The sequence below is a fragment of the Paraglaciecola marina genome (assembly GCF_004360155.1).
In the GTDB taxonomy this organism is placed as follows: Bacteria; Pseudomonadota; Gammaproteobacteria; order Enterobacterales; family Alteromonadaceae; genus Paraglaciecola; species Paraglaciecola marina.
Genome location: NZ_SAIS01000001.1, coordinates 683,871 through 710,723, shown reverse-complemented (window position 1 = coordinate 710,723; position 26,853 = coordinate 683,871). Strand labels below are relative to the sequence as shown.

Sequence of the window (26,853 nt, the reverse complement as noted above, 5' to 3'; positions counted from 1 at the left end):
TAGTTTCAAGAGCGCTATTTAAATAAACCATGATTAACGTTTGGACAGTTTCTATAGTAGTAATATGTTACTTACTCGTATTGTTTGCTTTGGCTTTTTGGGCAGAGAAACGTTACAAGGGACAAGAGCAACATCCTTTTATTTATAGCCTAGCATTGGGCGTTCACTGTACATCTTGGGCCTTTTTTGGGACAACAACCCAAGCAACCCAATATGGCTGGGCATTCATACCAACCTATTTAGGGGCAATTTGTGTCTTTATATTTTGCCATCCAGTCTTACGTAAAATAAGTTCCTTGTGTCACCAACACCAAGTTAACTCTCTTGCTGACTTTATTAGCCTACGATTCGAAAAGTCTTATTTATTAGCCGCAATTGTCACTTTGCTATGTTTAGTTGGCGTTATTCCATACATTGCACTGCAACTAGACTCTGTTAGTCAAAGCGTTTCATTACTAGTCGGTAATGATGTGACTTGGGGTACCAACATAGGTGCATATGTCGCCATCTTTATGGCACTATTTACTATTCTTTTTGGCCTTAAGTCCTTAAGCGCTAGCGATAAACATCCTGGTTTGATGGTTACCATTGCTTTTGAGTCAATTGTCAAATTAGGCGCACTATGCATTGTCGGCGGGTACATATGCTACGTCATGTTTGATGGAGTATTAGACTTATTTGGACAAGCTCAGTTGCACCCCAAAAGCCAAAGTATCATACAGGCGGACTCGGCCATATGGGTATACTTAAGCCATATGTTACTTGGCGTATGCTCAATGTTTTGCTTACCTAGGCAGTTCCATATCAATTTTGTTGAAAACAATGGCACTGAAGAACTCAGAACCGCCCGTTGGTTTTTTCCTCTATATCTATGTTTAATGACTATTTTTGTTTTACCCATAGGTGTCGCCGGTCATATTATTTTTGATAAGACAACCGTCAGTACCGATACTTATGCTTTAGCCCTGCCCTTATATGACCAAAATCCTAGCCTTGCCTTAATTGCGTTTATTGGCGGCTTGTCAGCTGCAACCAGTATGGTCATCATTGCCACCTTAGCTATGGGTATTATGATTTCGAACAATTTAGTCACGCCACTTAGACTAAAAATTCAATTACAGAGATTGCACCAACATAACTTGACTCCTAAAGCTATGTTATTTACTCGTCGTATTACCGTGGTATTAGTAATGGGAATTGCCTATCTATATCACCTCGACATCAGTAAAACAGCCCCTCTAGTAAAAAGTGGCATAATTGCCATCGCCTTATTATCGCAAACATTTCCTATTATTATTGGTGGGTTATATTGGCGCGAACGTAACAAAAACGCCGCTATGATCGCTTTAATGGTGGGCGCATTATGTTGGGCTTACTGGTTACTATGGCCTAGCATCACTGCAAGTTACTATTTTGATACCCCACCTAGCGATTTTCAGCTTGCCTTTGGTTTTGTAAAAAGTTTATTAATTAACTTATGTTGCTTTGTCGTATTTAGTTTTATTTTTCCTAGCACTAAAAAGCACCCAACCAAGACTTTAGCTAAGCATAGCTTTTCGACTCTAAACAACGCCACAAAAATTTCTAGATTACTTGCGATCACAGAGAAAGTATTAGACAAAGAAAGGCACCAATATTTATTGAATAATTTACCTTCAGAACAAACATCTGCCTATGCCAGTCCAAAATTACTCGCCAATTTTGAAAATGAAATAGCCAATCAAGTAGGTAATGTTAGTGCCAGAATTCTCCTGTCTGCTATCGCTGAAAAAAAGGATGTCGCTCTTGCCGAGTTAGTTGAACTGGTTGAAGAGGCCAGCCAAACATTTCACTTTAATCATGAAGTATTACAATCTTCGGTAGAGCATATTCAGCAAGGGATCTGCGTAGTAGACGTAAACTTAAACCTTTTGGCATGGAACCAACGCTATATCCAAATGTTTAATTACCCCCCGAGGTTAGTCACTGTAGGTATATCCATTGAGAACTTGTTAATTTTTAATGCTCAAAGAGGCTTATTTGGCAATAAACAACAAATCGATGCTGAAATTAAAAAACGCATGCAGTTTATGCGAGACGGAAGCCTTTATAAATATGTCAGAGAGCAAAAAAACGGTAAAACGATTGAGGTTAACGGCAGCCCTCTTCCTGGCGGTGGGTTTGTCACAACTTATAGCGACATTACCGACTACATTAGTATTCAGCAACAATTACAACAATCAAAACAACATCTAGAATCTCGAGTCGCCCAGCGCACCACTGAACTAGAAACAGCCAATATTGCTCTAGAAGAAGCCAGACAAGAGGCCGAACAAGCTAACGAAAGTAAAAGTAAATTTTTAGCTGCCGCTGGACATGATCTAATGCAACCCTTTAATGCTGCTAGTTTATTCGCATCTTTAATTAAAGAAAAAGCTCCGAATCAAGATCTAAAAGAAATGAGCCAAAGCTTGGTTCAATCTTTAAGCAATGCTGAGGAGTTACTATCAACCCTATTAGATATGACACGCTTAGACTCGGGGGTACTAGTACCTAAACTACAAAGATTTCCACTCAGTGAGGTACTAAACCCATTAATACAAGAGTTCTCAGTTTTAGCTACTCACAAAGGGTTAACTCTAAAATATGTCCCCTGCAGTTGCGTGGTGACGTCGGATAAAAAATTACTTAGACGTATTTTACAAAACCTTATCTCTAACGCGGTTCGGTATACAGACTCAGGAAAAATTTTAGTAGTGGCTAAACGTCTTCAACAAAAACTCAATATTAGAGTTTACGATACAGGTAAAGGAATAGCTGAAAGCCAACAAGGTGCAATTTTTGAAGAGTTCAATCAACTAGACAAACATAATAACAATCAGGGGTTAGGATTAGGACTAACCATAGTAGAAAGGTTTAGTGCCCTGCTTCATTATTCTGTAGCAGTAGAATCAAAATTGGAGCAAGGGAGTTGTTTTCACATCACCCTACCTAGAACGTCTGCGACCCAGACCATTACACCTACACCTAAAATCACGCAATTGAGTTCATCAGAGTTGATGCGTGGTAAAGTGGTAGTCATTATTGAAAATGACTTGGATACCATTGAGGCTATTCGCCATCTATTTCTTGGCTGGGGTGCTTCAGTATTTCCATTCAACAATGCGTCAGAAGCCCTAAAACACTGTCCAACCTGCCCAAACTTATTGTTTTTAGATTATCACTTAAATAACAATGAGACGGGTATCCAGGCCGCCGAGTTAATTAGGAAAAAATGGCGACAAACAATACCTGCGGTCTTAAGCAGCGCAGATCGCACTGAAGCTGTCCGAAATCTAGCGATTGAGGGACAACTACAATATTTACCTAAGCCCATCAAACCCGCAGCATTAAAAAGATTTATCATACAAGCGGGTATCTGACCAGATTATGAGCGATTACAAAATCAAGGGAGCTCAATTAAGCGTTAAACACAGCAGGCACAATTACGTTTAGTTTTTTCCATTTTACCGATCCCAGGATTAAAGGTATTGGTAGGGTCTATTTTTCTATAAAACTTCTGTAATTCACTCTCTGCTTCGTACAGGTGCCCAACGTTATGTTCTGCTGGATATTTAGCGCCTCTTGAATCAAGTAAAGCCAACATTTGTTTTTTCACCTGTTTAGCATCTGTACCCTTTTTAAGTACATAATCTTGGTGAAATACATGACAAAAAAAGTGACCATAATAAAGACTCTTGTCGATATGCTGTGAAATACTCTCAGGAAACTCTTCAACCCAATCCATATCGTTGCGGCGCAGCGCAATATCTAAAGCCAAAATATCTCCCACGTCTTTAGATTTTAAAGTTTGATAACGTATGGCCGCCCCTGCTGCGGCAAAACGATGTAAAAATGCTCTGGAAGACTCATCTTCATCGCATATAAAATAATCACCTGCATCCGGGTTGTTAGTAAAAAAATTACTCAAATATTGTTGAGCCTCAGTAATACCTGCATCACTCATCTTCAGTAAAAGGTGATGTTCGTATTTATCATTATAATCCAGCATCCTTTTTGGCAAGTGAGCTGGAAATAAATAACTCACGCCCTGCATGACTCTGTCTGTTAGGAACTTAGGTAAAAATGACACCTTGTTGAGTGCGGCGTCAATACGCCCTTTAATGGCAAACATTTTAGGTAACGCGTCTGTTCCCAAGTGTAATATGCTTAAGAATGTATCTTTACCGTATTGGTTGGCGATATCGAAACAATCTCTGTGCAGGTATTCGCCCACCTCAGGTAAGTTTTTGAAGCTAGATAACATATCTTTTCGTATGGTACTAAGTGTATGCGGGTCGTTTGTGCCAATATAAAAAGTTTGTTCTTTTTTAGCCACTCTAAATGTGTCTAACCTCACAGCAAAAACTGCAACTTTTCCAGCACAACCACTGGACTCAAAAAGCCTTTTAGGATCAGCGTTAAAGCGACTAGGCGTATCTGCATTTACATCGCGGATTAGCTCAACATAATCTGTTGCTGAGGCCTTTTTGTCGGAGGTTAAATTACTGGCATCAAAATTTCCAGATTCTAGGTTCTCCAGAATCTCTTCTGGCTCTTTACCTAAGTCAATACCGAGGTGATTAACCAAATGTAATTCACCTTTAGCGTTTACCCATGCAAATAATGACAACTCTGTATAAGCAGGACCTCTTTTGACAAGGGCACCACCAGAGTTATTAGCAACACCGCCCACTATAGTGGCCCCAAGTGATGATGAGCCAATCACAGAATGAGGCGCTCTATTTAATGGTTTGAGTGTTTTTTCAAGGGTATGTAAAGTAGTGCCAGGCAGACCAATAACTTGCTCACCTGCGCCAAGCATTATCAGTTTATCCATGGCCAAAGTATTTATTACCACCACCTCACGATCATAATCATGACCACTTGGGGTCGAGCCCTCGGTTAGGCCAGTTTTAGCTGCTTGCATAACAATAATACAATCAGCTTTAACGCAAGCTTGTAACACCTTCCAAAATTCAACTAAGGTTTGCGGGAAAACTACTGCAAGTGCCGAGCCTTCCCCTGACCGCCAACCTTTCCGATAGTATTCGGTACTTCGATTACCCACTACGACATTTTCAATCGTTAAAATGGATACTAATTGACCAACAATTGGATGTTGTGACATAAAAGATCTCCTGTATTAGGTACAACTTTAATCTAACCAAATACTATTAATGCAAATGCGATTAACCTAACGGCCCACTAATTTTTAACCCGTATACAGCCAACATAACGAGTCCACCTGCGACTATAATGTAATATAAAGTGGGTAGTATTGTTTTTCTGAGTATCGCCCCTTCTTGACCTAAAAGACCAACAGTCGCAGATGCGGCTACAACGTTATGGATGGCAATCATATTACCAGCAGCGGCACCTACAGCCTGCCCCGCAACAATTAAAGCAGGAGACAAACCTAAACTCATGGCCGCTTCAAATTGGAACTGACTAAACATCATATTTGATACGGTATTAGATCCAGCAATAAAAGCTCCTAATGCACCAATAGAAGGGCTTATCATAGGAAAAGCGCCGCCAAATAAGTCTGCAAACATTTGTGCCCCAGCCATTGGCATACTGGGTAAGTCTGACAAGTTAACACCTGAGTTAATAAACAATCTAACCATAGGGATAGTAAACACTAAAACAAAGCCTGCACCAATTATGGTTTTACTAGAGTCTTTAAAAGCGTCTGAAAGCACTTTGATTTTTTTACCAGAACCCCCTTGTAAAATAACGGCTACCAAAGCCCCTATTATTAACAAACCGCCTGGTAAATACAGAGGACTAAACGCGGCACTCATCCCAACTTCACCTAAGATATCTGTGAACCCATAACTAGCATCTGCTAATAGATTTTTAAACTCTACAAATACTCTTGAACAAACCAACAAGGCAGCCACCACTAAGTAAGGAATCCAAGCAATAAACACGGGCATGTCTCTAGTGAGTTTCACATCATCTTGTTTAATTTCTAATTGCCCTACCCAACCGTCTAACCATTCTGATTTGTCGGGAAAATCCCAAGCTTTCTTTGGCATCAAGAAACCTTTTTTAGCTGCACTCACAACAATCACCATACTAACTAAACCACCCAGCAAAGATGGAAACTCGGGGCCTAGAAAAATCCCAGTTAATACATAAGGAATGGTAAAACTTAAGCCTGCAAATAACGCAAAAGGTAATATTTGCAAACCTTCAATCCAGCTTTTATTTTTCCCAAAAAAGCGCGTTAGCATAACAGCCATAAGCACTGGCATAAGCGTTCCAACAATTCCATGAATAATGGCAACTTGTGTGGTTATTAGATGTATAAATTGGTCCCACTCCCAGCCTTGTGTTAATAACTGCGCGCTTATACCCGTGCTATCTAACCCGTTGTTTACTCCAATGACTATCGGCGTACCTACTGCCCCAAAGGAAACAGGTGTACTTTGAATCATCATCCCCATCAATACAGCAGCTAATGCAGGAAAACCAATGGCAACCAACAAAGGAGCAGCAATAGCAGCGGGTGTACCAAAACCTGATGCCCCTTCTATAAAAGTACCAAAACACCACGCAATAATAATGGCCTGCACACGCCTGTCGGGAGAAACATGGGTGAATCCTTGACGAATAACCTGAATCGCACCTGTATATTTAAGTGTATTTAGTAAAAATATGGCACCAAATACAATCCAAAGCACTGATACAGTCACTATCATTCCCTGTAGTATTGAGGCAGAAACACGTATGGCTGTCATATCCCAAACAAATAAAGACAATAATGCGGTTGTGACAAGTACCACTGGCATGGCTTTTTTTGCAGGCCATTGAAGACCTAGCAATAAAATAGCAGACAGCATAATTGGTAGCATTGCCAGTAGCCCAAGGGTTAGTTCATTCATCAATTTCTCCTAATTGGGCAGTGCAAATAACACCCCCTTGAATACCCCTTCAATTGTTAAGCAGGGGTTAATAAATAGTAAGCGAACTGTACTATTGAGGTGACTTTTGATATATATTCATTAAAGACAATGTTATTTTCCTTTTTTGATATAATAGTAAGAGTTTTATTGATTCGGGGTAAAAATGATTAAGGCTGATGACATCTTTTTGTTTGTTCGTGTGGTTGATGAGGGCTCATTTTCAAAAGTCGCTGAAAGACTTGAATTAACCAACTCTGTTGTCAGTAAACGCATTAGTCGATTAGAAAAAGGCCTAAACGTACAACTACTTTATCGCACTACCCGTAAATTAAACTTAACCGATGCAGGTCAAGCCCTATACGGTAAAGCACGCTTAGCACAACTAGCCTTACAAGATGCCGAAAATGCAGTGACAAGTTATGGAGATGAAATAAGAGGGAAAATTAAAGTCACCATGCCAGCGGTGTCGGCTCAACTGGTACTGAGTGCAGCCATTGCTGAATTCTGTAAAAAATATCCAAGAGTTGAAGTTGAAGTATCAACAAGTAACAGGTTTGTAGATTTAATTGGCGATGGCTACGATTTAGCTATTCGAACTGCACGTCTTGAAGACTCCTCTCTTATTGCACGCCGCTTAATTGACTCTCAATGGATAATTTGTGCCAGCCCAAACTATTTGCGTTTAAATGGCAAACCAAGTACGCCCAAAGCTTTGCAACAACACAATTGTTTGATCTACAAATATGAAGGAACAGGCCCCGACAACTGGTTATTCAATCAAGATGGACAAGAATTGTCTGTACAAGTACATGGCAGGTTTCATACCAATAATCTAGACTCATTACGACAATCCGCTCTATGTGATTTTGGTATTGCATATTTACCCAAAGCCCTAATTTATGACGACTTGGTTGCAGGCAAACTAACCTCATTTTTAGAAGGTAGTGCTGGTAAAAGCCTTGGAATTTATGCGGTTTATCCCCGCTCTAGAATGCCGGACAAAAAACTTAGGCTATTAGTTGAACACATAAAGGAAGCTTATCAGGCAAAGAAAGAATATTTTTGTTAGAGGTTGTAAGTTTTGAGTGAATATTTTTGCAGCGAACGGCTTTGTATTCATAAAAAACGATTATGTAAGCCAGTTGTTCTACTTTAATCAGTAATGAAGCATTAGCAATATCTTGGTTAATTACTGATTAAATAAACAGGCCAGCCACTTAGATAGGTGGCCTTATTTTTTCTAGAACTTATATGTTGCTGAAAACTGTAAATAAGTAGAATCAATTGCTGTAATTCCATCGTCGTCAACAGCAAAGCTTCCTAACTCACCACCTATATCAAGTTTATTGGTGACACTATCGATAACGTTGACGCCCCAGTGAGAGCGTTTAAGTTTTAACACCTCCGTTTCTGCAGCTCCATAAAACGCTGTACTGCGTAACGTCTCTGTCCAAAAATGACGGTAAGCTACAGTAAATGCAGTAGTACCTTCAACTTCTGTTTCAGCCGTGTCCGGGTTGGTAACTATGTCAGACGTCATGGCCGCTGCAGCATATCGCCCAGGCTCACCCACAGTTACTTGAAAACGTAAATCATCTTTACCATAAGTATTGATTTTTCCTGCTAGATTTAACGCAATGCCTGTTTCATCTAACCCACCTTGATCTATCTTACGAACCAAAGCTCCAAAAGATAGTTGCCCCCAATCAGCCGAGTGATTATATCGAGCCACAAAATCGGGGATAGCTTCATCAGGATCGGCTTCAGTTCCAGACAAACCTACTGCACTTGAAGGAGTACCAATATCACCATCGCCATTGGTTTCAGGATTTTCGATAGCAAATTGCCAATTACCACTGGTGTAACGAACTTGAGTTTGACGAACAAACACTTCACCAACGTGAGGCCCACCAAAGTCCAAGGCTTCTGGAAGAGCCTGCAATGGCATGAATGTACTCCAGGTTTGCCCTAGCATCCAATTTTTGTAGTTAATAAAAAAATGTCTTACTCTAGGATTGGAAGAGTTGCTAATAACCTCATTCCCCCCAGCACCGTACAAATCAAATTCTACAAATCCTGTTACTTCTCCATGTGTAATTTTAAAATTTATACGAGACTCTCTGATATTAAAGCCTGTGTGAGACGTTTCAATCGCCTCTCCACCAGGCAAGTTCGCAGCCCAATAATCTTGATAACCTACATCGCCGTTAACATGCCTAACATCAATTTTTGCATAGCCACCTAAGGAAACGATAGTTGTCTCATCACCATCAGTTATATTCAGCAATTCAACGGCATAAGTACTTTGAGTTAACAAAGTGCTAGCAATACTTAGCCCTAATAAACGATTAAAGATTGTGTGTTTCATTTTGTATCTCGATTGTTATAACGGTTAACATATTATTAACGAGACAATTTAGAGACTTATTAGCTATCAAAAAACCTGCAAAATGGATAATTACTTTTTCCAAAAGTGACATAATAGATTTTGAAGCACTAATTACAGCAACAATAAACAGAGATTATTGCAGCTAAAAAACAACGACAATTGCCAGTATTACCTTTAGGCACTACTGATTGATTTAATCTATTAAGGTGTCTTTTTCTTTAACTTTTTAAAAACAAAAATATGGGTTCAACTAGCCAATATGCTACCTTTGATTGAACACTAATATAATGATTAGAAAGGTTGTTCTTGATGATATCTTGTGAGCAATATGACTACATTGAAGTGGCATGTATGTATAACTATAAACTTAAATTAAATCTGAAGTCAGGAGCAGAAATATACGGAGTTGCTATAGATACCGCACGTAACGACCAATCAGAAGAATGTATAAAAATTAAAATAGATGACCAATATCGCTTAATCATTTTGGACTCAATTTCATATATGCAGGTTCTTGATGTTAACGCTTCATTTGCGTCTGTGCGTTTTAGCTAATGGGTTAAATAGGCTTTACCCACATAGTGTTTTTTAACCAATTTCCCCATAAAGTTCCCTCTTAATTGACAACTAAAAGTTTGCTCTACAGTCTGACTAACAGTTTTAAAACCTACTATCTAATCATTAGTTAATAATAAAAGAGGCCAGTTATCACTCCACTGTATTCATTACACTTTTAAACATTACTCCGGCTTGGGTTCGGTTGTTAAAGTTTAGTTTATTAAGAACAGCAGAGACATGTTGTTTTATGGTGGATTCACTGACTTGCAACTCGTAGGCGATTTGCTTATTTAGTAAGCCGTCAGCCATCATTTGTAATACTCGAAATTGATGGGGAGTGAGCAGTGCTAAGCGATTGGCAAAGCCTTTAAATTCTGAATTATCATGCTCTTGAACATCATTCATCATATCTTCGGGTACCCAAATTTGACCATCTAAAATTTGTGTAACCGCAGACGTAATGAGAGGTAAAGGCGTTGACTTTGGGATATAGCCACTAGAGCCGAAATCAATAGCCTTTTTGATAATTTCTGAGCGCTCATCAGCGGATACAATAATGACCAAAACATCGGGATAGTTATTACGCAAGGTAGTTAAGCCAGTTAACCCCATATTGCCTGGCATATTAAGATCTAAAAAAACCAACTCAATTTCTGCATGTACCGAGAGTAAAGCTTCGGTTTCACCAAAATTAGATGCCTCTAGGATATTATCACCTAAGCTTTCAAATACGGCATGCTTTAATGCACTTCGAAATATTGGGTGGTCATCTGCAACAATCGCTCGGGCTGGCATGAGTGAGTCCTTAAAAAGCACTGGCAATAAAGCCTGAAGAGTAAAATAGATAGTGGTTTAAAAGCAATAAAAAAGGCAGCCGAAGCTGCCCATGTTAATAATACTTAAATTAAAACCTGTACCCTAACGTTAAGCTAACCGTTAATGGATCGCCATAATAACCAATTAAGGTGTTATCGCCGCCGGTACCTGCGGTATAACCTGTAGGGTCGTCTGAATTTTCAGTTACAAATTGATAACCGCCTACTACATATTCTTCATCCGTAAGGTTTTTAGCATGTATACCTCCATACCAATCACCTTCAACACTGGTCCAAGATACACTCATGTTCAGTAAACCATACCCATCTTGAGTAATTAAGCTATTTGCGGTCTCAGTAATGGTGTAATCATCTCGGTAATAGTAATTAGCACTGAATACCAGATCGCCAATATCAGAAGACCATACATAATTTGTCGCAAAATTTGCGGTGTACTCTGGTGTGTTAGCAATGGCAAAAGCGTCAGAAATATCGATAGGTCCATCTACCGTTTCTTGTATCACTTCACTAAATTCAGCATCAATATAACCTAGGGCAATATCAAAAGTTAGCTCTGCAGTCGCTGCATAAGTAAACTCAGCTTCTACCCCTTGACCTGTTGAACTACCCACATTACCCAAAATTTGCTGTAAGTCTTCAGGAGAACTGACGGGCAGTACAGAAATATATTGACGGTCTTTGTGGTCTAACGCAAACAAAGTGATATTAGCTCTTAGGTTGTCATTCCAGTCACTTTTCATCCCAACTTCAAATGAATCAACCACTTCAGGGTCCACTGACGGCTCATTTATGGTTGCCCTAGGATTGAATGTTCCCGATTTAAAACCCTGCGCATAACTGGCATAAAACATAATATTTTTAGCATATTGGTATTCAACACTAACACTGGGGGTTAACCTTGACCAGTCGTCTTTTGCGGGGGCATCTAACACGCCATCATTGTTACTATCAGTCCCTAAAACTTGTGGCACTATGTCACCCTCAGGTCTTACATATCCTGGGATCCAGTTAGAATAAGGGTAAACATTATCAAAAATGAGACCATTATTTACATAAGCTGACTTTTCTTCTTTGGTATAACGAAGACCAACTGACATAGATAGTTTATCTGATACATCAAAACTACTTTGCCCATACATTGCTTGGCTTTCACTATTATTACATCCAGAGACTTCTCTAGTAAGACCAGGTGTTGCAAATGCAGCCCTACCTAAAAATCCTAAAATAGCATCAAAATTGCCACATGACTCACCATCATAAAAGTACATACCCGCGACAAAAGACAACCCATCAACGCCATAACTGAGGTTAACTTCATGTGTATCATTACTATCGTCATACTCAGCCGGAACATCAAAAATATCCAAGGCAGTACTATCAAAATCTATGTTTGTAGCCGAATAGCTCTCTCTGTGCGAGCCTATATATTTTACTTGTAGTGCTTCTGATACATCATACTGGGCTAACCAACTATAGCCGTCTAGCTCAACACTATTGTATGTTGGTAAGCTGGTGTAAGAATCGAACACACTATTAGGAACAGGGGCGTCAGTTAAACGGCTGGGTAACAAACGATAACCCCCTTTAGAATTTGATGTATCTTCTGTTTTATCCCACCTTACTCTGAAAAATAAATCATCAGTCGCGTGAAACTCGATATTGAGCCTAGCGGCCCAAAGGTCTTTATTGTAATTTTCTAAGTCTTGATTTGGTAAGTCTGACTCCAAGTACTTACCAAAGCCATCTCTATTTAGATTGGCATAGCCAAGGCCTACATATAACTTATCTTCAATAACAGGTATTTGACCGGTAACCTTAATATCTCGTTGAGCGTAACTCCCAATAGTCCCCGACATATTAAAAGCTGTGTCACCAGACATTTCTTTAGTGACGTATTTTATGGCTCCGCCAATTGTATTTTTGCCATAAAGTGAACCTTGCGGCCCTCTTAGCACTTCAACTCGTTCAACATCGAGTAAATCTAAAACGGCACCCTGAGGGCGAGCAATGTATACATCATCCACATAGATACCCACACCTGGTTCATATCCCCATAACGGGTCTTGCTGCCCCACTCCACGAATGAAAGCCGTTAAGGTAGAGTTGGTGCCTCGACTATTTTGTAGGGTGGTATTTGGTGAAAATTGTTGAATTTCAGTAATCACCGCGATCCCTAAAGCATTCAATTCCATTTCACCAATCGACGTCACTGCAATCGGCACTTCTTGTAGACTTTCAGTTGTTTTTCTAGCAGTTACCTCGATGCGCTCTAGGCCAACATTGTCCTGTTGAGCATAAACATTTGTACTAATTATGGCGCTTACAGCCATAGCGCAAAGTGATTGATTGAATAGCTGTTTAGTGCCTGTAATACGGGATGTGTTATTTATAATTTTCATTGTGCCCTCGGATATCAGTTTTATATTGCTCTGTATGCTGCGGTCTTAATTACCTTAATCCAGAACAACCAATTCGTCCTTAGTACCATAGTACTATGGGCTTTTCTCACCCTTTGACACACACTTCAACTCATCCTTTCTGTTGGTCTGCGGTCTCAGACTTAATTTTAAGGAAACATAACATATGCTTAGTTTAATTGGCCTAATAGGTGGATTATTACTACTTATAGTTTTAACTATTCGTGGAATGAATTTATTTATTGCGGCACCACTTTGTGCTTTGTTGGTTACGATAACCAGCGGTTTACCTGTCTTCATAGGTGAACATAACTTTATTGAAACTTACATGCAGGGGTTTTCTGCTTTTATCGCTGCTTGGTTCTTCATGTTTTTACTCGGTTCACTCTTCGGGAAGTTTATGGAAGATACCGGTGCAGCTGATGCTTTATCTCATTGGATCATTAATAAGTTAGGGCGAAAACAAGCAGTTTTAGCAGTTGTGCTTGCCTGTGCTGTTTTAACCTACGGTGGAGTGAGTGTTTTTGTGGTGGCTTTCTCTGTATACCCTATGGCTGTTAGTTTATTTAAAGATGCTAATTTGCCTAGGCGATTTATACCGGCAACACTGGCTTTTGGCTCAGTCACATTTACTATGACATCTGCTGGCTCACCAGAAATTCAAAATTGGATCCCTATCAAATACCTAGGCACCTCACCTTTTGCTGGCTGGGAAGTAAGTTTAGTGGTGGCTATATTTATGGCTAGCTTTGGTTTTTGGTGGATACGGCGCATGCTTAACAAAGCGGTAGCCAATGGCGAATGCTTTGAAGTACGAGACCATGATCCTAAAATCAAGACGCGAGATTACCCACACCCATTTACAGGTATATTACCGTTACTGGTGGTCTTGGTTTTATCATTTATTCTACATACACACTTGCAGCAAATGGCATTGATTGTGGCTTTAGGTGGCGGTGTGTTATGCCTTATGTTAATCAATCGCAACTATTTTAATAATTTACAACATGCCATAACGGCAGGCACCACAGGTGCGCTTATCGCCATAGGGAATACCGCCGCAGTAGTAGGCTTTGGCAGCATAGCTAAATCAACCACAGCATTTCAATCTGCAGTAGAGGTTATGACCCATATTCCCGGTAACGAATTAATAGGAGCGGCTATAGCCATAAGTGTTATCGCTGGATTAACAGGCTCTGCATCTGGCGGACAAGTTATTGCCCTACCTCTCATAGCTCCTCACTATGTTGACCAAGGTGTCGACCCCGAAGAATTACATCGTATTGTAGCCATTTCGTCAGGAGCATTAGATTCATTGCCTCATAATGGTTATGTTGTTACAACGATAAGGGCAATTTGCCACGAAACGCACCAAAGGGCTTATTGGCCATTGGGGGCGTTGACCGTTGTTGTTCCTCTGTGCGGCGTCACCCTTGCGATTGCCATTTTCAGTTTTGTTTAACGTTTTTAGGAACATAATTTTCATGCAATACATATTTTTTATTATCAAGCTTTCATTGCTTATTTACCTTACTAGCTTTGTTGTTATTGCCGAAACTAAGCCGCTTGTAGTTAAACAACGTTTTGAGACCGAAAATTTTAAAACGTTTAGCCAACAAGAAATTAAAAAAGTAGCAGTTGGTTGGGAGAGTTATGGAAAGTTAAATGCTAATAAAGATAACGCTATATTAATAACCCATTACTTTTCAGGGAATTCTCACGCTGCTGGAAAATACGCAGAAGACGACCCCCAAGCTGGTTATTGGGATCCCCTAATTGGGCCAAACAAGGCGATTGATACCAACAAATATTTTGTTATTAGTGTGGATAGTTTAGCTAATTTAGGGGTTTACAATGAACATGTTATTACCACAGGTCCCGCGTCTCTGGATCCTGACACAGGTAAACCCTACGGCCTTACTTTTCCGGTTGTAACTATCAGGGACTTTGTAAATATACAAAAATTAGTGCTTGAGAGTTTAGGGGTTGAAAAATTACATGCTGTAATAGGTGCATCTATGGGCTCTATGCAGGCTATTGACTGGGCTGCAACTTACCCTAAATGGGTTCCCAGAGTGATATCTGTAATTGGTAATGCACAAACTGATGCTTGGACGACAGCACTTATTGAGCGATGGACTATCCCAATAAAACTCGACCCAAATTGGAATAATGGTAACTACTACGCCCAAACCCCGCCGACAGAAGGCTTAATTGCGGCGCTCATGTTTATCACTCAGGATGCACTGACACCAGAGTTTATTAATAAGGTTGGCGGTTCATCAGCTGTAAACCATCGCCCCTTAGAGGCCAAATCTTTGGCTTCGATTTTAGACTCTCATAGAGTCGTACAATGGTTAAGAACCCGAGCCACCACAAGAGCAAAAACCTTTGACGCCAATCACCTACTCTATCTTGCGAGAGCCTCTCAGTTATTTATAGCTGGGCACAATAATGATTTGAATAAATCTCTTTCAGAAATTAAAGCTAAGATATTATTTTTACCTTCAGCGAATGATTTATTGCTCATGCCTTACCTTAGTGTAAATGCGCACCAGAGCCTAAAAGAGCTAGGTAAGGCAAGCGAACTTGAAACATTGACTGGTAATTTAGGGCACTTAAATGGGGTATCAGCTATTACAGAAAAAGCTCAGAAAATAAAAAACTTTATAGAGCAATAGTGACACCTGACGAGAGATTAACTATGAAAAAAGCAAGCTTATTAATACTTGGCAGTTTAATTTCTGTCATCACAAACTTAGATGCTGCACAGTTTACCTTGGACACGCAGAAAATTGCAGTGTCTGGTTTATCTAGTGGTGGATACATGGCGAATCAATTTCACCTAGCCCATTCTAAGTGGGTAGATAAAGTAGGAATTATCGCTGCTGGCCCCTATTATTGTGCTAACAATAGTATTAAAGAAGCCCTTGAAAAATGCGTAACTAAACGTTCCATTGACATTGACAAAAACCTGACAATACAAGCCGAATTGTATTCAAAAAATGCAGAGATAGACCCTTTAGAAGAGGTTAGTAACAGCAAAGTATGGATATTAAGGGGTAAAAAAGATAAAACCATTGCCTCTGAAGTTACAGACGCATTATTTACTCAATACCAAAACTGGTTAGGGCAAGAACAGCTTAGGTACATCAATGACCGTCCTTTTGGACACAACTTCCCTACTCTTGAAAATGGTAAAGAATGTGAAGAGTCAACTTCACCTTTTATTGGTAATTGTAACTATGATGCTGCAGGGGAAATGCTGAACTTTCTATATGGTCCTCTTCTGCCTCGCACTTCACAAGCAACTGGGGAGCTTATCTCTGTTGATCAACAACAGTTAGGGGGGAGCGCTGCTAAATCGTTAGCAAAAGAAGGTTATGTTTATATTCCTAAAACCTGCCAACAAGGTGAAATATGTCAGGTACATATTAATTTTCATGGGTGTCAACAAAATCAAGAAACCATAGGGCTAACGTATATAACCGAAAACGGTCTCAACAATTGGGCTGACTCGAATCAGCTAGTCATTGTTTATCCTCAGACTAAGAACTCCATGTTTATGCCTTTGAACCCAAAGGGTTGTTGGGATTGGTGGGGATATACAGGCAGTGCCTATGCAACAAAAGCAGGCTCTCAAATTATGGCAGTGAAAAATATAGTGAACTCCCTTAGTAAGTATATAGAAATAGTGAATAATAATGATGAACAATAAAAACATTCTGATTACTGGCGGAGCCAGTGGTATAGGTTTTGGCATAGCAGAGCACTTAGGCCGTTTAGGTCATCATATTGTTATTGCAGATATTAATTTAGCTGCGGCAGAATTAGCCTCAACCCAACTACATAAGCTAAATATCAAAGCTACTGCACTTGAGTTAGATGTCACTAATGCAATTAGCGTTGCTTCTTTACCTCAAACCTTAGCGCCAATCACAATAGATGTATTGATTAACAATGCTGGAATTCAACACGTTAGTAAATTGGAAGACTTTCCACCACAAAAATGGCAGCAATTGATAGATATAATGTTAGTTGCACCAGCATTATTGAGCCAAGCATTATTACCAGCAATGCGACAACAAAACTATGGTCGTATTATTAATATAGGCTCGGTACATTCTGTTATCGCCTCCCCCTTTAAATCCGCTTATGTTGCAGCAAAACATGGCTTATTAGGTTTTTCTAAAACCTTAGCCTTAGAAACTGGTGATTGTGATGTCACTGTGAATACTTTATGCCCAGCTTATGTGAAAACCCCTCTAGTTGAAAACCAAATAGCTGCACAAGCGATTGAAAATGACATAAGTGAGCAAGAAGTGGTTGATAAAATTATGTTAGCGCCAATGCCTAAAAAGTCATTCATTGATATTGAAGAACTCGGCGCATTAACCGCTTTTTTACTTACAGATGCCGCTAAAAATATCACAGCTCAAGCATTAGTGATCGATGGCGGCTGGACTGCAAGATAAGTTTATTATGTGCAAGGTTGCTAAAATTTAGTCATTTTTCCTATATATTTTATATTTAAAAAACGGCATTAATTCATAAACCATTGTTTATTAGTTAACTATTAAGTATGGCCCAGACTATGCAGTACTCTTAGTTCTACTTTTAAATAACATACTTATTAGGAGTGTTGTATGGATATTGGGATGATTTTTGTATTAATTATTTTATTCGCTTTTGTGTTACCCATAGTTATTTACGGGACTTGGAGCACCCATAAAAAAGACATGGCTAAATTAAGTGCCAGCTTAAATGACTCTGAGAAAGAAAATTTGAAAAATGAATTAATGGCTGTTAAAAGTAGATTAGAAGTACTAGAAGCCATAGTAACCGACAAAAAATATCAACTAAACCAAGAAATTTCTGAATTGAAATCAGTTAAATAGTACCTGTATATTGTAAGCACAATTAGATTTGGGGGGGCTAAACCACCTAATGAGTGGGTTACAGGCACCTTAAAAATGCGCTTAAGGTGCCTCTCCCAGTAAGTTTTAGAAAGTGCCAATAAACATTTAGCTGTTAAAGATTTAATACAGTTTAATATCACCTAGTAAAATGACACTGCATTCTACATAATCTAGTTTGTTAAGGATTATATGGATTTAAAAATCAGTGGGAATAACTAAGTTATCTAGTTCGCTTTTTATTGTTTTTACCCTTTTCTGTACACTTTCAAAGTCGGCCCAAATACCACTACATAGCCTTATGGTTGAAGCTGACGAACGCTATTACAGACTTTTTACACCTTCAAAATATAATCCACAAACATCTTACCCATTGGTACTTAATTTTCACGGCACCAATAGTGACCCCTATAACCAAGAAGTCTTAACAAGGTTCGAGAAATTAGGTCAACAAAAGCAATTTATAGTGGTATCTCCCTTGGCATTATTTACTCGCAATGACAGAGAGCCAATTACGTGGAACGTAGACTATGAGCCGGGGCCCGATGACGTAATATTCATATCGCATTTAATCAAGCACTTGAATCGAACCTTCAACATTGATGGGAATAAGATCTATGCGACAGGCTTCTCAGGTGGAGCAAGAATGTCTAGCAGACTAGCATGTGCAATTCCTCACAAAATAGCTGCTATAGCACCCGTTGCTGGGTTAAGGTTTCCAGATCTCTGCAAACCTAATCATGGAGTGCCAATAATAAGTTTTCACGGTGAAAAAGACACCATAAATCATTACAAACTACAACATGACTCCCCCGTATATTGGAACATGGGTATTGATGAAGCTTTAGGTAAATGGGTTAAAAACAACCAATGCACCGAGACCAATATCCAAAAATATTCAGATACTATAGTGGAGCAGCGATATTCTGGCTGTGATGATGGTGCAGATATATTATTCTACAAATCATCAATAGCTGGCCATACTTGGCCGGGTTCATCACAAGCTGATAAATTTTTAGAATACGGTTTGGGAACCACTGAAAAACAATTAGATGCCACTAATTTGATTTGGGAGTTCTTTAAAAAACATCATAAAACTAGTTTGCCACGAACTCTAAAACATACATCACTATAACTGACGCCAAAGTTGAGCGTCTAACTATTTTAATTGAGGACTTAGTTTGAGCGATCCTATCATTTCATTAGTCGCAGTGGGACTTATATCCATAGCCTGCCAATTTTTTGCCTATAAAATAAAATTACCCGCTATTTTACCTTTATTGATTGTAGGTATTACTGTGGGCCCGGTATTGGGCCTTCTAGATGCCGACCTTTTACTGGGTGACTTGTTATTTCCTATTGTCTCTTTATCCGTGGCAATTATTTTATTTGAAGGCTCATTAACCCTTAGAGTTAACGATTTAAGTGGTCATGGCTCCATGGTACGAAATTTATGTACAGTAGGCGCGTTAATTACCTGGGTAGTCGCCGCCCCAGTTGCCCATTATGCCCTTAGTATGTCTTGGGAAATGGCGTTCTTATTTGGCGCAATTGTTACAGTAACCGGGCCTACTGTGATAGTTCCTATGTTACGTACAGTTAGACCCAGCTCTAAAATATCCAATATATTGAGATGGGAAGGCATTATTATCGACCCTATTGGTGCTTTGTTAGCGGTATTAGTATTTGAATACATAGTATCCACCCAAGATGCTTTGACCCATACCCTCTTTGCTTTTGCAAAAACCATAGGTGTAGGTACAGTCTTTGGGGTTTTGTCAGGTTACCTAATGGGGTTAGTATTACGAAATAACCTAGTCCCACACTACTTAGTGAATACTGCCGTACTCACCTTAATGTTAGGAGTATTTGAAGGTTCTAATCTCATTGCACATGAGTCAGGTCTGTTAACTGTCACCATTATGGGAATGTGGTTAGCCAATATGAAACGGGTTGAAGTTGAAAGTATTTTAGAGTTTAAAGAAACCCTGAGCGTATTATTAATTTCAGGTTTGTTTATTCTTCTTGCATCAAGGATTGAGCTTGGCAGCATACTTAACTTGGGTTGGGAGTCTGTGATTGTTCTTTTAGCCATAATGTTTGTCGCTAGGCCGATTTCTGTTTTTATCTCTTCTATTGGTAGCAAGTTTACATGGCGAGAGTTAGCACTACTAAGTTGGATCGCCCCAAGAGGAATAGTAGCAGCTGCGGTATCAGCTCTATTTGCATTGAAACTGGAAGCTTTAAATTACGCCCAAGTGGACTTGTTAGTGCCAATGGTATTTTTAGTCATTATTGCAACCGTTGTATTACAAAGCCTGACTTCAGTGAGAGTAGCGAAATTGCTTGGACAAAGGGCCCCTGCACCACATGGCTTTCTAATCTTTGGGGGTGGTTTATTCGCTAGAATGTTTGCTAAAGAATTAATCAAACTCGATGTTAGGGTTAGCATAGCCGATACAAACTGGGAATCTATAAGCAATGCGCGCATGGAAGGCATTCCCACCTATTTTGGCAACCCTATGTCTGATCACGCCTCTAGAACCTTAGACTTATCTATCTTTGGTAAGGTATTAGTCATATCCCCTTACAAGCAGCTCAACCCATTAATAACCTATCATTTTGAACATTTAATTGGTAAGGGATCAGCAATCAGCTTAAGTAATAATGAATCAAAAAAACTCGCTAGCCATCAACTTTCAGAGTCCTATGCTAAAAAGTTAGTGTTGTTTTCAGAGGATGTAAATTACAGCAAGTTAGCTGGCTATGTTGCCAAGGGTGGCGTTATTAAAACCACTAAAATTTCAGAAGAGTTTACCTATGAAGACTATGAACAAGAATATGGGAGTCGTTTAGTGCTTTTATGTGCCATAGAGCCTAAGGGCCGCGTACACATATATACATCACTTCAGAAAGTAAAAGTTAAACCAGATTGGAAAATTGTCAGCCTAATAAAGGCAGAAAAATAATAAAATTTTAGGTTAGATAACCTGATAAGAAATCGGGTTATCTAAAGCGAAAACCTTCATCATATTAAATACTTACTTATGGCTATTAATTTCGGCCAACTTAGCAGTTAATTCAGGGAGCAAGTGTGTATGTTTTTTATGTATGTAAGGATAAAACATATGCTTCTCAACGGCAGGCTCTAACCTTACAACCTCGCTTATATCGGCTTTTTTACTTAAGGCTTTAAAAAGACTAGTAGACCCCACTAGTAAGTCAATTCTATCAAACACTAACATTTGCAAAGATTGATCTAAATTATCCATTGAATACAATTTAAACGGGTATTTTTCAGCAGCAAGTTCGATATATTTCATACCTTTACGATAACCCAATAGGTAATCAACAGGTATGCTCCCCCACCCATCTACAGTGAACTCTTTGCCTGACTTAACATAAAAATAAATCTGGTGGCTATAACAAGACTCGTTGACTTGAATCAAGTTGGGATAGATTTTATCAAGCCCTCCTATTCGGGCAACTTCTCCGTTTGTTGTACCATTGTTCGACATCAATAAGGCACGTTCAGCCGGCATTAATCTCACTTCAAATTTATAACCTATTTGGTTAAAAGCACGGATTAATTTATCCTCACAAACAACCCTAGCACTATTATTTTCAATGGGAGCAGAAAACACTATTCTGCCTTTACTGTTAGCGTAAACAAAAGTACTCGACAAAGTACAATAAACTAATGAAATAATAAAAAGCCGTTTAATCAACATCCATTGCTACCCTAGCATTGAAAGAATCACTTAAACTAAGTCATTCTTGATACTTCACTGTAATACAAACATCTTCATAAACAAGATAATAGAAGGCTTAATTACCAATTTAAATCATCTGGAATTTCATAATCCGCATACCAATCATCATTTTCACTTTCTTGCTGATCTTGCTCACTGATAATATCAGCTCGGTATACCACTACTTTTTCATCTCGCTCTGCTATTTTATTAGCGACGGGCATAGGCACAAGTTCGTAACCATCGTTTAGCTTAACTATGGCAAGCTTACCTTGAGTGATTTGTTTGTGCGTGGCATGACTAACATACATACGCTTTATCAAAGTGCCATCAGTAAAATTACAAACTAAATCTTCACCACTTTTACCGGCAAACTTAGGTTGTTTGTTCACCTCTATTAATTGTTTTATTTGCGCAACCACGGCTTTTTTATCGGCCTCTTGTTTGGCCTTTTGATTAAGCTCGCGGTCTTTTGCTTTTTTGGCTTCAATTAACTTTTCAGCCAATAGTTTGGCTTCGTTAGTTTCTACTATTTGTTTGTTATTCTTTTTAGCAATAGCTTGTTTGTGTTTTTGTTGTCGAACCTGTTTTGCTTTTTTCTTGTCAGCTAAACCAGCCTTGAGTAATTGTTCTTGAAGAGATAGGGCCATATCTAATTGCCATTATTAACAAAGTTATAAAAATATGACAGCCCCCTAGGGTACTGCCATGTTGTTTATCGCAGAAAACCAAGCTTACTTTTTAGGTTTCTTACGTTTATCTTCTACTTGCCATTTTCCGTCGGTACACCAAGCAGACCAGCCAGTAGCTTTGCCTTCTTCATTTTCAGACATCACATATTGTTGCTTCGTTTTACGACTGTATCGAACAATAGTAGGGTTACCATCAGGGTCTTTATCTGGCGCATCTGCCAAATAATAAAACTTAGGTGATATTCTGTCTCTAAATCGCGCTAACTCAGCCACTTGAGGTGCTCGAGTTTCTCTAGATTTAGGGAAGTTATGGGCCGCCAAAAAGATACCTGAGGCACCATCACGCAGTACAAAATGAGCATCTGATTTAACACAAGGTAATTCAGGTAAATCTGTTGGGTCTTCTTTAGGTGGCGCAGCTTCACCATTTCTGAGTAATTTACGAGTATTTTTACACTCTTCGTTAGTACACCCAAAATACTTACCAAAACGCCCGCTTTTTAGCTCCATGTCAGATTGGCATTTATCACACTCTATAATTGGACCTTCATATCCTTTAATTTTAAAGGTGCCCGATTCAACCTCAACGCCTTCACAGCTTGGTGTGTTACCACATACGTGCAGTTTTCTAGTTTCATCAACTAGATAACTATCCATAGCAGTACCACATAAATTACAACGACGTTTAGAACGTAATGCTTCAGTTTCTAACTCTTCTTCATCATCGACCTTAACGACTTCATCACCAGAAGTAAGGTTTCTGGTACCGGTACATCTCTCTTTAGGCGGCAGGTTGTAACCTGAACATCCTAAAAACACCCCTGTACTGGCGGTACGTACATTCATAGGACGCCCACACTTAGGGCATTCTATATCGGTGGGAACAGCTTGATTTAAGCGCATCCCACCTTCTTCAGGTGCTTTTTCTGCTATATGAAGTTTCTGCTCAAAGTCTTCGTAAAATTCATTTAACACGCCTTTCCAAGAAGCATTTCCGTCAGCAATTTCATCAAGCTGTTGCTCCATATTCGCGGTAAAGTCGTAACTAATAAGATCATCGAAATTCTCCAATAATCTGTCATTAACAATTTCACCCATTTTCTCTGCATAGAAACGTTTATTTTCAATTCTGGCGTAACCTCTGTCCTGAATCGTTGAAATAATACTGGCATAAGTAGATGGGCGACCAATACCTCGTTTCTCTAGTTCTTTTACTAAGGAAGCTTCATTAAATCGTGCTACGGGTTTAGTAAAATGTTGTTTTGGATCTAAGCCATTAAGCGTTAAGTTTTCACCTTCTTTAACATCTGGCAGTAATAAATCTTCATCGCCTTTTTTACGCTGAGGATTCTGAACTTTGGTCCAACCATCAAATTTTAAAACACGGCCTTTGGCTGTTAATTCAAATTCTCCAGCCTTAACACGTATGGTACTTGCATCGTATTTTGCAGGTGTCATTTGACAGGCTACAAATTGACGCCAAATAAGTTCATATAAACGCTGCGCATCTCGCTCAACATCGCCTAAAGATTCTGACTTAACCAGAACATTTGAAGGACGAATCGCTTCATGGGCTTCTTGCGCCCCTTCTTTACTGCCATATTTAAGTGGATTCTCAGGCAAATACTTATTGCCAAAGTTATCTGTAATATAATCACGACAGCTATCAACTGCGTCTTTACTTAAATTGGTAGAATCTGTTCGCATATAAGTAATGTGACCAGCTTCATACAAACGCTGCGCCATCATCATGGTTTTCTTTACGCCAAAACCTAATCTAGTACTAGCCGCTTGTTGTAAAGTTGAGGTAATAAACGGTGCAGAGGGCTTACTTTGAGTTGGCCTAGATTCGCGGCTTGCAACTTGATAATCAGCTTGCTCTAAAAACTTAACCGCTTTATCCGTTTGCTCTTTGTTGGTTGGTTTAAATGCCGCGCCGTTTTCTTTTACCACTTGCATTTTCAGCTTGGCTTTTTGGGCTGTATTGAGATCAGCATGCACATCCCAGAACTCCTCAGGAACAAATGCTTTAATTTCTCTTTCTCGTTCAACCACAAGCCTCACAGCAACTGATTGCACTCGCCCTGCAGATAGTCCCCTAGCGACCTTCTTCCATAACAAGGGCGACACCATAAAACCCACGACACGGTCCAAGAAACGTCTAGCTTGCTGAGCATTTACACGTTCAATGTTTAATTCACCAGGCGCAGCAAAAGCTTCTTGGATAGCATTTTGAGTGATCTCATTAAACACAACCCGTTGGAACTCTTTACCTGGCTCATCAATTAGTTCACGAAGGTGCCACGCTATGGCTTCCCCTTCTCTATCCAAATCCGTTGCAAGATAAACAGTATCGGCGTTCTTGGCTAATTTTTTTAATTCGTTTACAACTTTCTCTTTGCCCTCTAGTACATCGTAATGAGCTTTCCAGTCATGTTTTGGATCGATACCCATGCGATCTACAAGCTTCTTGTATTCGTAATCTCTAAGGTAATTTTCACGTTTCTTTTCTGATAATAGTTTTAATTCTTTTGCTGGTTTTTTAGGCGCAACTTTCCCAACAGCCTTATGAGGAAGATCCCTAACGTGTCCGACACTAGATTTAACAATAAAATTTTTGCCGAGATATTTATTAATTGTTTTTGCCTTTGCCGGTGATTCGACAATGACCAATGATTTTGCCATAAATTGATTTTAACCTTTGATTTTTATAGGTTTTTAATAATAAGAGGGTCTAAAGCTAGTCCCTGCCTCTTTAAAATGCTTTTTAACATATATCGACAAAATGAATAGAAAACAAGTTCTTCTTCATACTTATTTATTTATGCCTTTTACAAACACAAGAATACTGTTTACTTTTTAATCGCATGGATTGGCAGGGCAAACAAAAGCAGTATAATGCCCCGCAAAAGCCAATAAGTTAACTAAAAACTGTACCTAATTACTAAGGCACCCTGCCTGATGAGAGATATTTATGAAGCAATTTGAAGCCAATTTTGATGGTCTAGTCGGCCCAACTCACAATTATGCTGGTTTATCTGTTGGGAACGTCGCATCCTTAAGTAATGCTAGTGCTTCTAGCAGCCCTAAACAAGCCGCTAAGCAGGGGTTACGTAAAATGAAGGCCCTAGCCGACCTAGGTATGGTTCAAGGTGTCCTCGCCCCTCAGGAGCGCCCTGATGTAATGTCTCTACGCCGCTTGGGCTTCTCTGGCAGCGATGCAAACGTTTTAGCGTCTGCTGCCAAACAAGCTCCGGCTATTTTTCAAGCCTGCTGCTCAGCTTCAAGTATGTGGACCGCCAATGCAGCTACAGTGTCTCCTAGTGCCGATACCGAAGATGGAAAAGTACACTTCACACCAGCAAACTTAACCAATAAATATCACAGGTCTTTAGAGCCCCAAGTCACAGGAAATATATTAAAGGCGACATTTAACGATAGCCATTATTTTAGTCATCATACTCACTTACCAGACAATGAGCATTTTGGTGATGAAGGCGCTGCAAACCATACCCGTTTATGTTCTGAGTATGGTGAGGCTGGAGTTGAACTGTTTGTATATGGCCGTCACGCATTTGATCATAGCAAGCCAGCCCCCACCAAATTCCCAGCAAGACAAACGCTAGAAGCAAGTCAAGCTGTGGCGAGGTTACATGGTTTATCAGATAAAAACGTGGTTTATATTCAACAGAACCCTGACGTAATTGATCAAGGTGTATTTCATAATGATGTCATTGCAGTAGGCAATCAAAATGTGCTTTTTTATCATGAACAAGCATTTCTTGACTCTGCCTCAGCTATGGATGAAATCAAACGAAAATTTGGTCACAACGAATTACACTTACTATGTGTTAAAACAGATGAAGTAAATGTTGAAGATGCCATTAGAAGTTACTTATTCAATACCCAAATTATTACTTTGGCTAATGGTGAAATGGCCATTATTGCTCCCACAAATTGCCAAGAAAACCCTAATGTTTACAAGTATTTATCAAATATAGCGGCACAACACACCCCTATAAAACATGTTCATTACTTTGATGTTAAAGAAAGTATGCGTAACGGTGGTGGACCAGCTTGCTTACGCTTGCGAGTAGCAATGACTGCTGAAGAACACCAGGCCCTAAATCAACATACTTTGATGAATGATGCCCAATTCGAACGTTTAAATACTTGGGTAGATAATCACTATAGAGATACCTTAAATGTGGCAGATTTAGCCGACCCGCAATTATTAATCGAGTCCAGAACGGCTTTGGATGAACTTACTCAATTATTAAAACTAGGTTCCGTATACCCGTTTCAGCAGGATTAGACTTATAAATTTAAAACAATAAAGCTCGGATTAACCGAGCTTTATT

General features: G+C 39.3%; 19 protein-coding genes. 11 read left to right on the top strand and 8 right to left on the bottom strand.

The window, feature by feature from the left end; translation table 11 throughout:
* The first annotated feature begins 29 nt into the window (after positions 1-29).
* The gene (locus EOK74_RS09210; protein ID WP_133469670.1) at positions 30-3,401 is read left to right on the top strand and encodes a hybrid sensor histidine kinase/response regulator; all 3,372 of its coding nucleotides are present in this window, start codon (positions 30-32) and stop codon (positions 3,399-3,401) included.
* Positions 3,402-3,445: 44 nt separating this feature from the next.
* Here EOK74_RS09210 and dld read toward each other — a convergent pair whose 3' ends face one another.
* Both dld and EOK74_RS09200 read right to left on the bottom strand, forming a co-directional pair.
* Complete coding sequence (dld, locus tag EOK74_RS09205; protein ID WP_133469669.1) at positions 3,446-5,149, bottom strand: D-lactate dehydrogenase; 1,704 nt, start codon at positions 5,147-5,149, stop codon at positions 3,446-3,448.
* 61 nt (positions 5,150-5,210) lie between these two features.
* Positions 5,211-6,911, bottom strand: coding sequence for an L-lactate permease (locus EOK74_RS09200; protein ID WP_133469668.1), 1,701 nt, complete (start codon positions 6,909-6,911; stop codon positions 5,211-5,213).
* 184 nt (positions 6,912-7,095) lie between these two features.
* Between EOK74_RS09200 and EOK74_RS09195 the strand changes: the two genes are divergently transcribed.
* Positions 7,096-8,001, top strand: a complete 906-nt coding sequence (locus EOK74_RS09195) for a LysR family transcriptional regulator (RefSeq protein WP_133469667.1) — start codon at positions 7,096-7,098, stop codon at positions 7,999-8,001.
* Between the two features lie 171 nt (positions 8,002-8,172).
* Here EOK74_RS09195 and EOK74_RS09190 read toward each other — a convergent pair whose 3' ends face one another.
* Positions 8,173-9,300 (bottom strand): DcaP family trimeric outer membrane transporter, encoded by a 1,128-nt coding sequence (locus tag EOK74_RS09190; protein ID WP_133469666.1) that lies wholly within the window; start codon positions 9,298-9,300, stop codon positions 8,173-8,175.
* Positions 9,301-9,630: 330 nt separating this feature from the next.
* Here EOK74_RS09190 and EOK74_RS09185 point away from each other — a divergent pair, with 330 nt between their 5' ends.
* Entirely contained in the window at positions 9,631-9,876 is a 246-nt protein-coding gene (locus EOK74_RS09185) for a Rho-binding antiterminator (RefSeq protein ID WP_133469740.1), read from the top strand.
* A 153-nt stretch (positions 9,877-10,029) separates the two neighbouring features.
* Here the strand turns inward: EOK74_RS09185 and EOK74_RS09180 are convergent, their stop codons facing one another.
* Both EOK74_RS09180 and EOK74_RS09175 read right to left on the bottom strand, forming a co-directional pair.
* Entirely contained in the window at positions 10,030-10,674 is a 645-nt protein-coding gene (locus EOK74_RS09180; RefSeq protein ID WP_133469665.1) for a LuxR C-terminal-related transcriptional regulator, read from the bottom strand.
* A 109-nt stretch (positions 10,675-10,783) separates the two neighbouring features.
* Positions 10,784-13,114 carry a TonB-dependent receptor gene (locus tag EOK74_RS09175; protein WP_133469664.1) on the bottom strand — a complete coding sequence of 777 codons (2,331 nt, stop codon included), beginning with the start codon at positions 13,112-13,114 and terminating at the stop codon, positions 10,784-10,786.
* A 184-nt stretch (positions 13,115-13,298) separates the two neighbouring features.
* On the opposite strand from EOK74_RS09175, the gene EOK74_RS09170 reads away from it, so the two are divergent.
* The 7 genes from EOK74_RS09170 to EOK74_RS09140 all read left to right on the top strand — a co-directional run bounded on the left by EOK74_RS09170 (position 13,299) and on the right by EOK74_RS09140 (position 21,017).
* A complete protein-coding gene (locus EOK74_RS09170) occupies positions 13,299-14,594 on the top strand; it encodes a GntP family permease (RefSeq protein ID WP_133469663.1) in 1,296 nt (431 codons plus the stop codon).
* A gap of 22 nt (positions 14,595-14,616) precedes the next feature.
* The gene (locus EOK74_RS09165) at positions 14,617-15,813 is read left to right on the top strand and encodes an E22 family MetX-like putative esterase (RefSeq protein ID WP_133469662.1); all 1,197 of its coding nucleotides are present in this window, start codon (positions 14,617-14,619) and stop codon (positions 15,811-15,813) included.
* 23 nt (positions 15,814-15,836) lie between these two features.
* A complete protein-coding gene (locus tag EOK74_RS09160; RefSeq protein WP_133469661.1) occupies positions 15,837-16,850 on the top strand; it encodes an extracellular catalytic domain type 2 short-chain-length polyhydroxyalkanoate depolymerase in 1,014 nt (337 codons plus the stop codon).
* The gene (locus EOK74_RS09155) at positions 16,840-17,607 is read left to right on the top strand and encodes a 3-hydroxybutyrate dehydrogenase (protein ID WP_133469739.1); all 768 of its coding nucleotides are present in this window, start codon (positions 16,840-16,842) and stop codon (positions 17,605-17,607) included. Before EOK74_RS09160 ends, EOK74_RS09155 begins: the two co-directional genes overlap by 11 nt.
* 171 nt (positions 17,608-17,778) lie before the next feature.
* Positions 17,779-18,030, top strand: a complete 252-nt coding sequence (locus EOK74_RS09150; protein ID WP_133469660.1) for a hypothetical protein — start codon at positions 17,779-17,781, stop codon at positions 18,028-18,030.
* A 226-nt stretch (positions 18,031-18,256) separates the two neighbouring features.
* The gene (locus EOK74_RS09145) at positions 18,257-19,183 is read left to right on the top strand and encodes a CE1 family esterase (RefSeq protein ID WP_133469659.1); all 927 of its coding nucleotides are present in this window, start codon (positions 18,257-18,259) and stop codon (positions 19,181-19,183) included.
* A gap of 46 nt (positions 19,184-19,229) precedes the next feature.
* Entirely contained in the window at positions 19,230-21,017 is a 1,788-nt protein-coding gene (locus EOK74_RS09140) for a cation:proton antiporter (protein ID WP_133469658.1), read from the top strand.
* A gap of 72 nt (positions 21,018-21,089) precedes the next feature.
* Here the strand turns inward: EOK74_RS09140 and EOK74_RS09135 are convergent, their stop codons facing one another.
* The 3 genes from EOK74_RS09135 to topA form a co-directional block, all read right to left on the bottom strand.
* On the bottom strand, positions 21,090-21,779 hold the full coding sequence (locus tag EOK74_RS09135) for a hypothetical protein (protein ID WP_133469657.1): 690 nt from the start codon (positions 21,777-21,779) through the stop codon (positions 21,090-21,092).
* Between the two features lie 101 nt (positions 21,780-21,880).
* Positions 21,881-22,450 carry a DUF2058 domain-containing protein gene (locus EOK74_RS09130; RefSeq protein ID WP_133469656.1) on the bottom strand — a complete coding sequence of 190 codons (570 nt, stop codon included), beginning with the start codon at positions 22,448-22,450 and terminating at the stop codon, positions 21,881-21,883.
* An 84-nt stretch (positions 22,451-22,534) separates the two neighbouring features.
* Entirely contained in the window at positions 22,535-25,177 is a 2,643-nt protein-coding gene (gene topA, locus EOK74_RS09125) for a type I DNA topoisomerase (protein ID WP_133469655.1), read from the bottom strand.
* A 289-nt stretch (positions 25,178-25,466) separates the two neighbouring features.
* Between topA and astB the strand changes: the two genes are divergently transcribed.
* Entirely contained in the window at positions 25,467-26,807 is a 1,341-nt protein-coding gene (astB, locus tag EOK74_RS09120; protein WP_133469654.1) for an N-succinylarginine dihydrolase, read from the top strand.
* Positions 26,808-26,853: the final 46 nt, after the last annotated feature.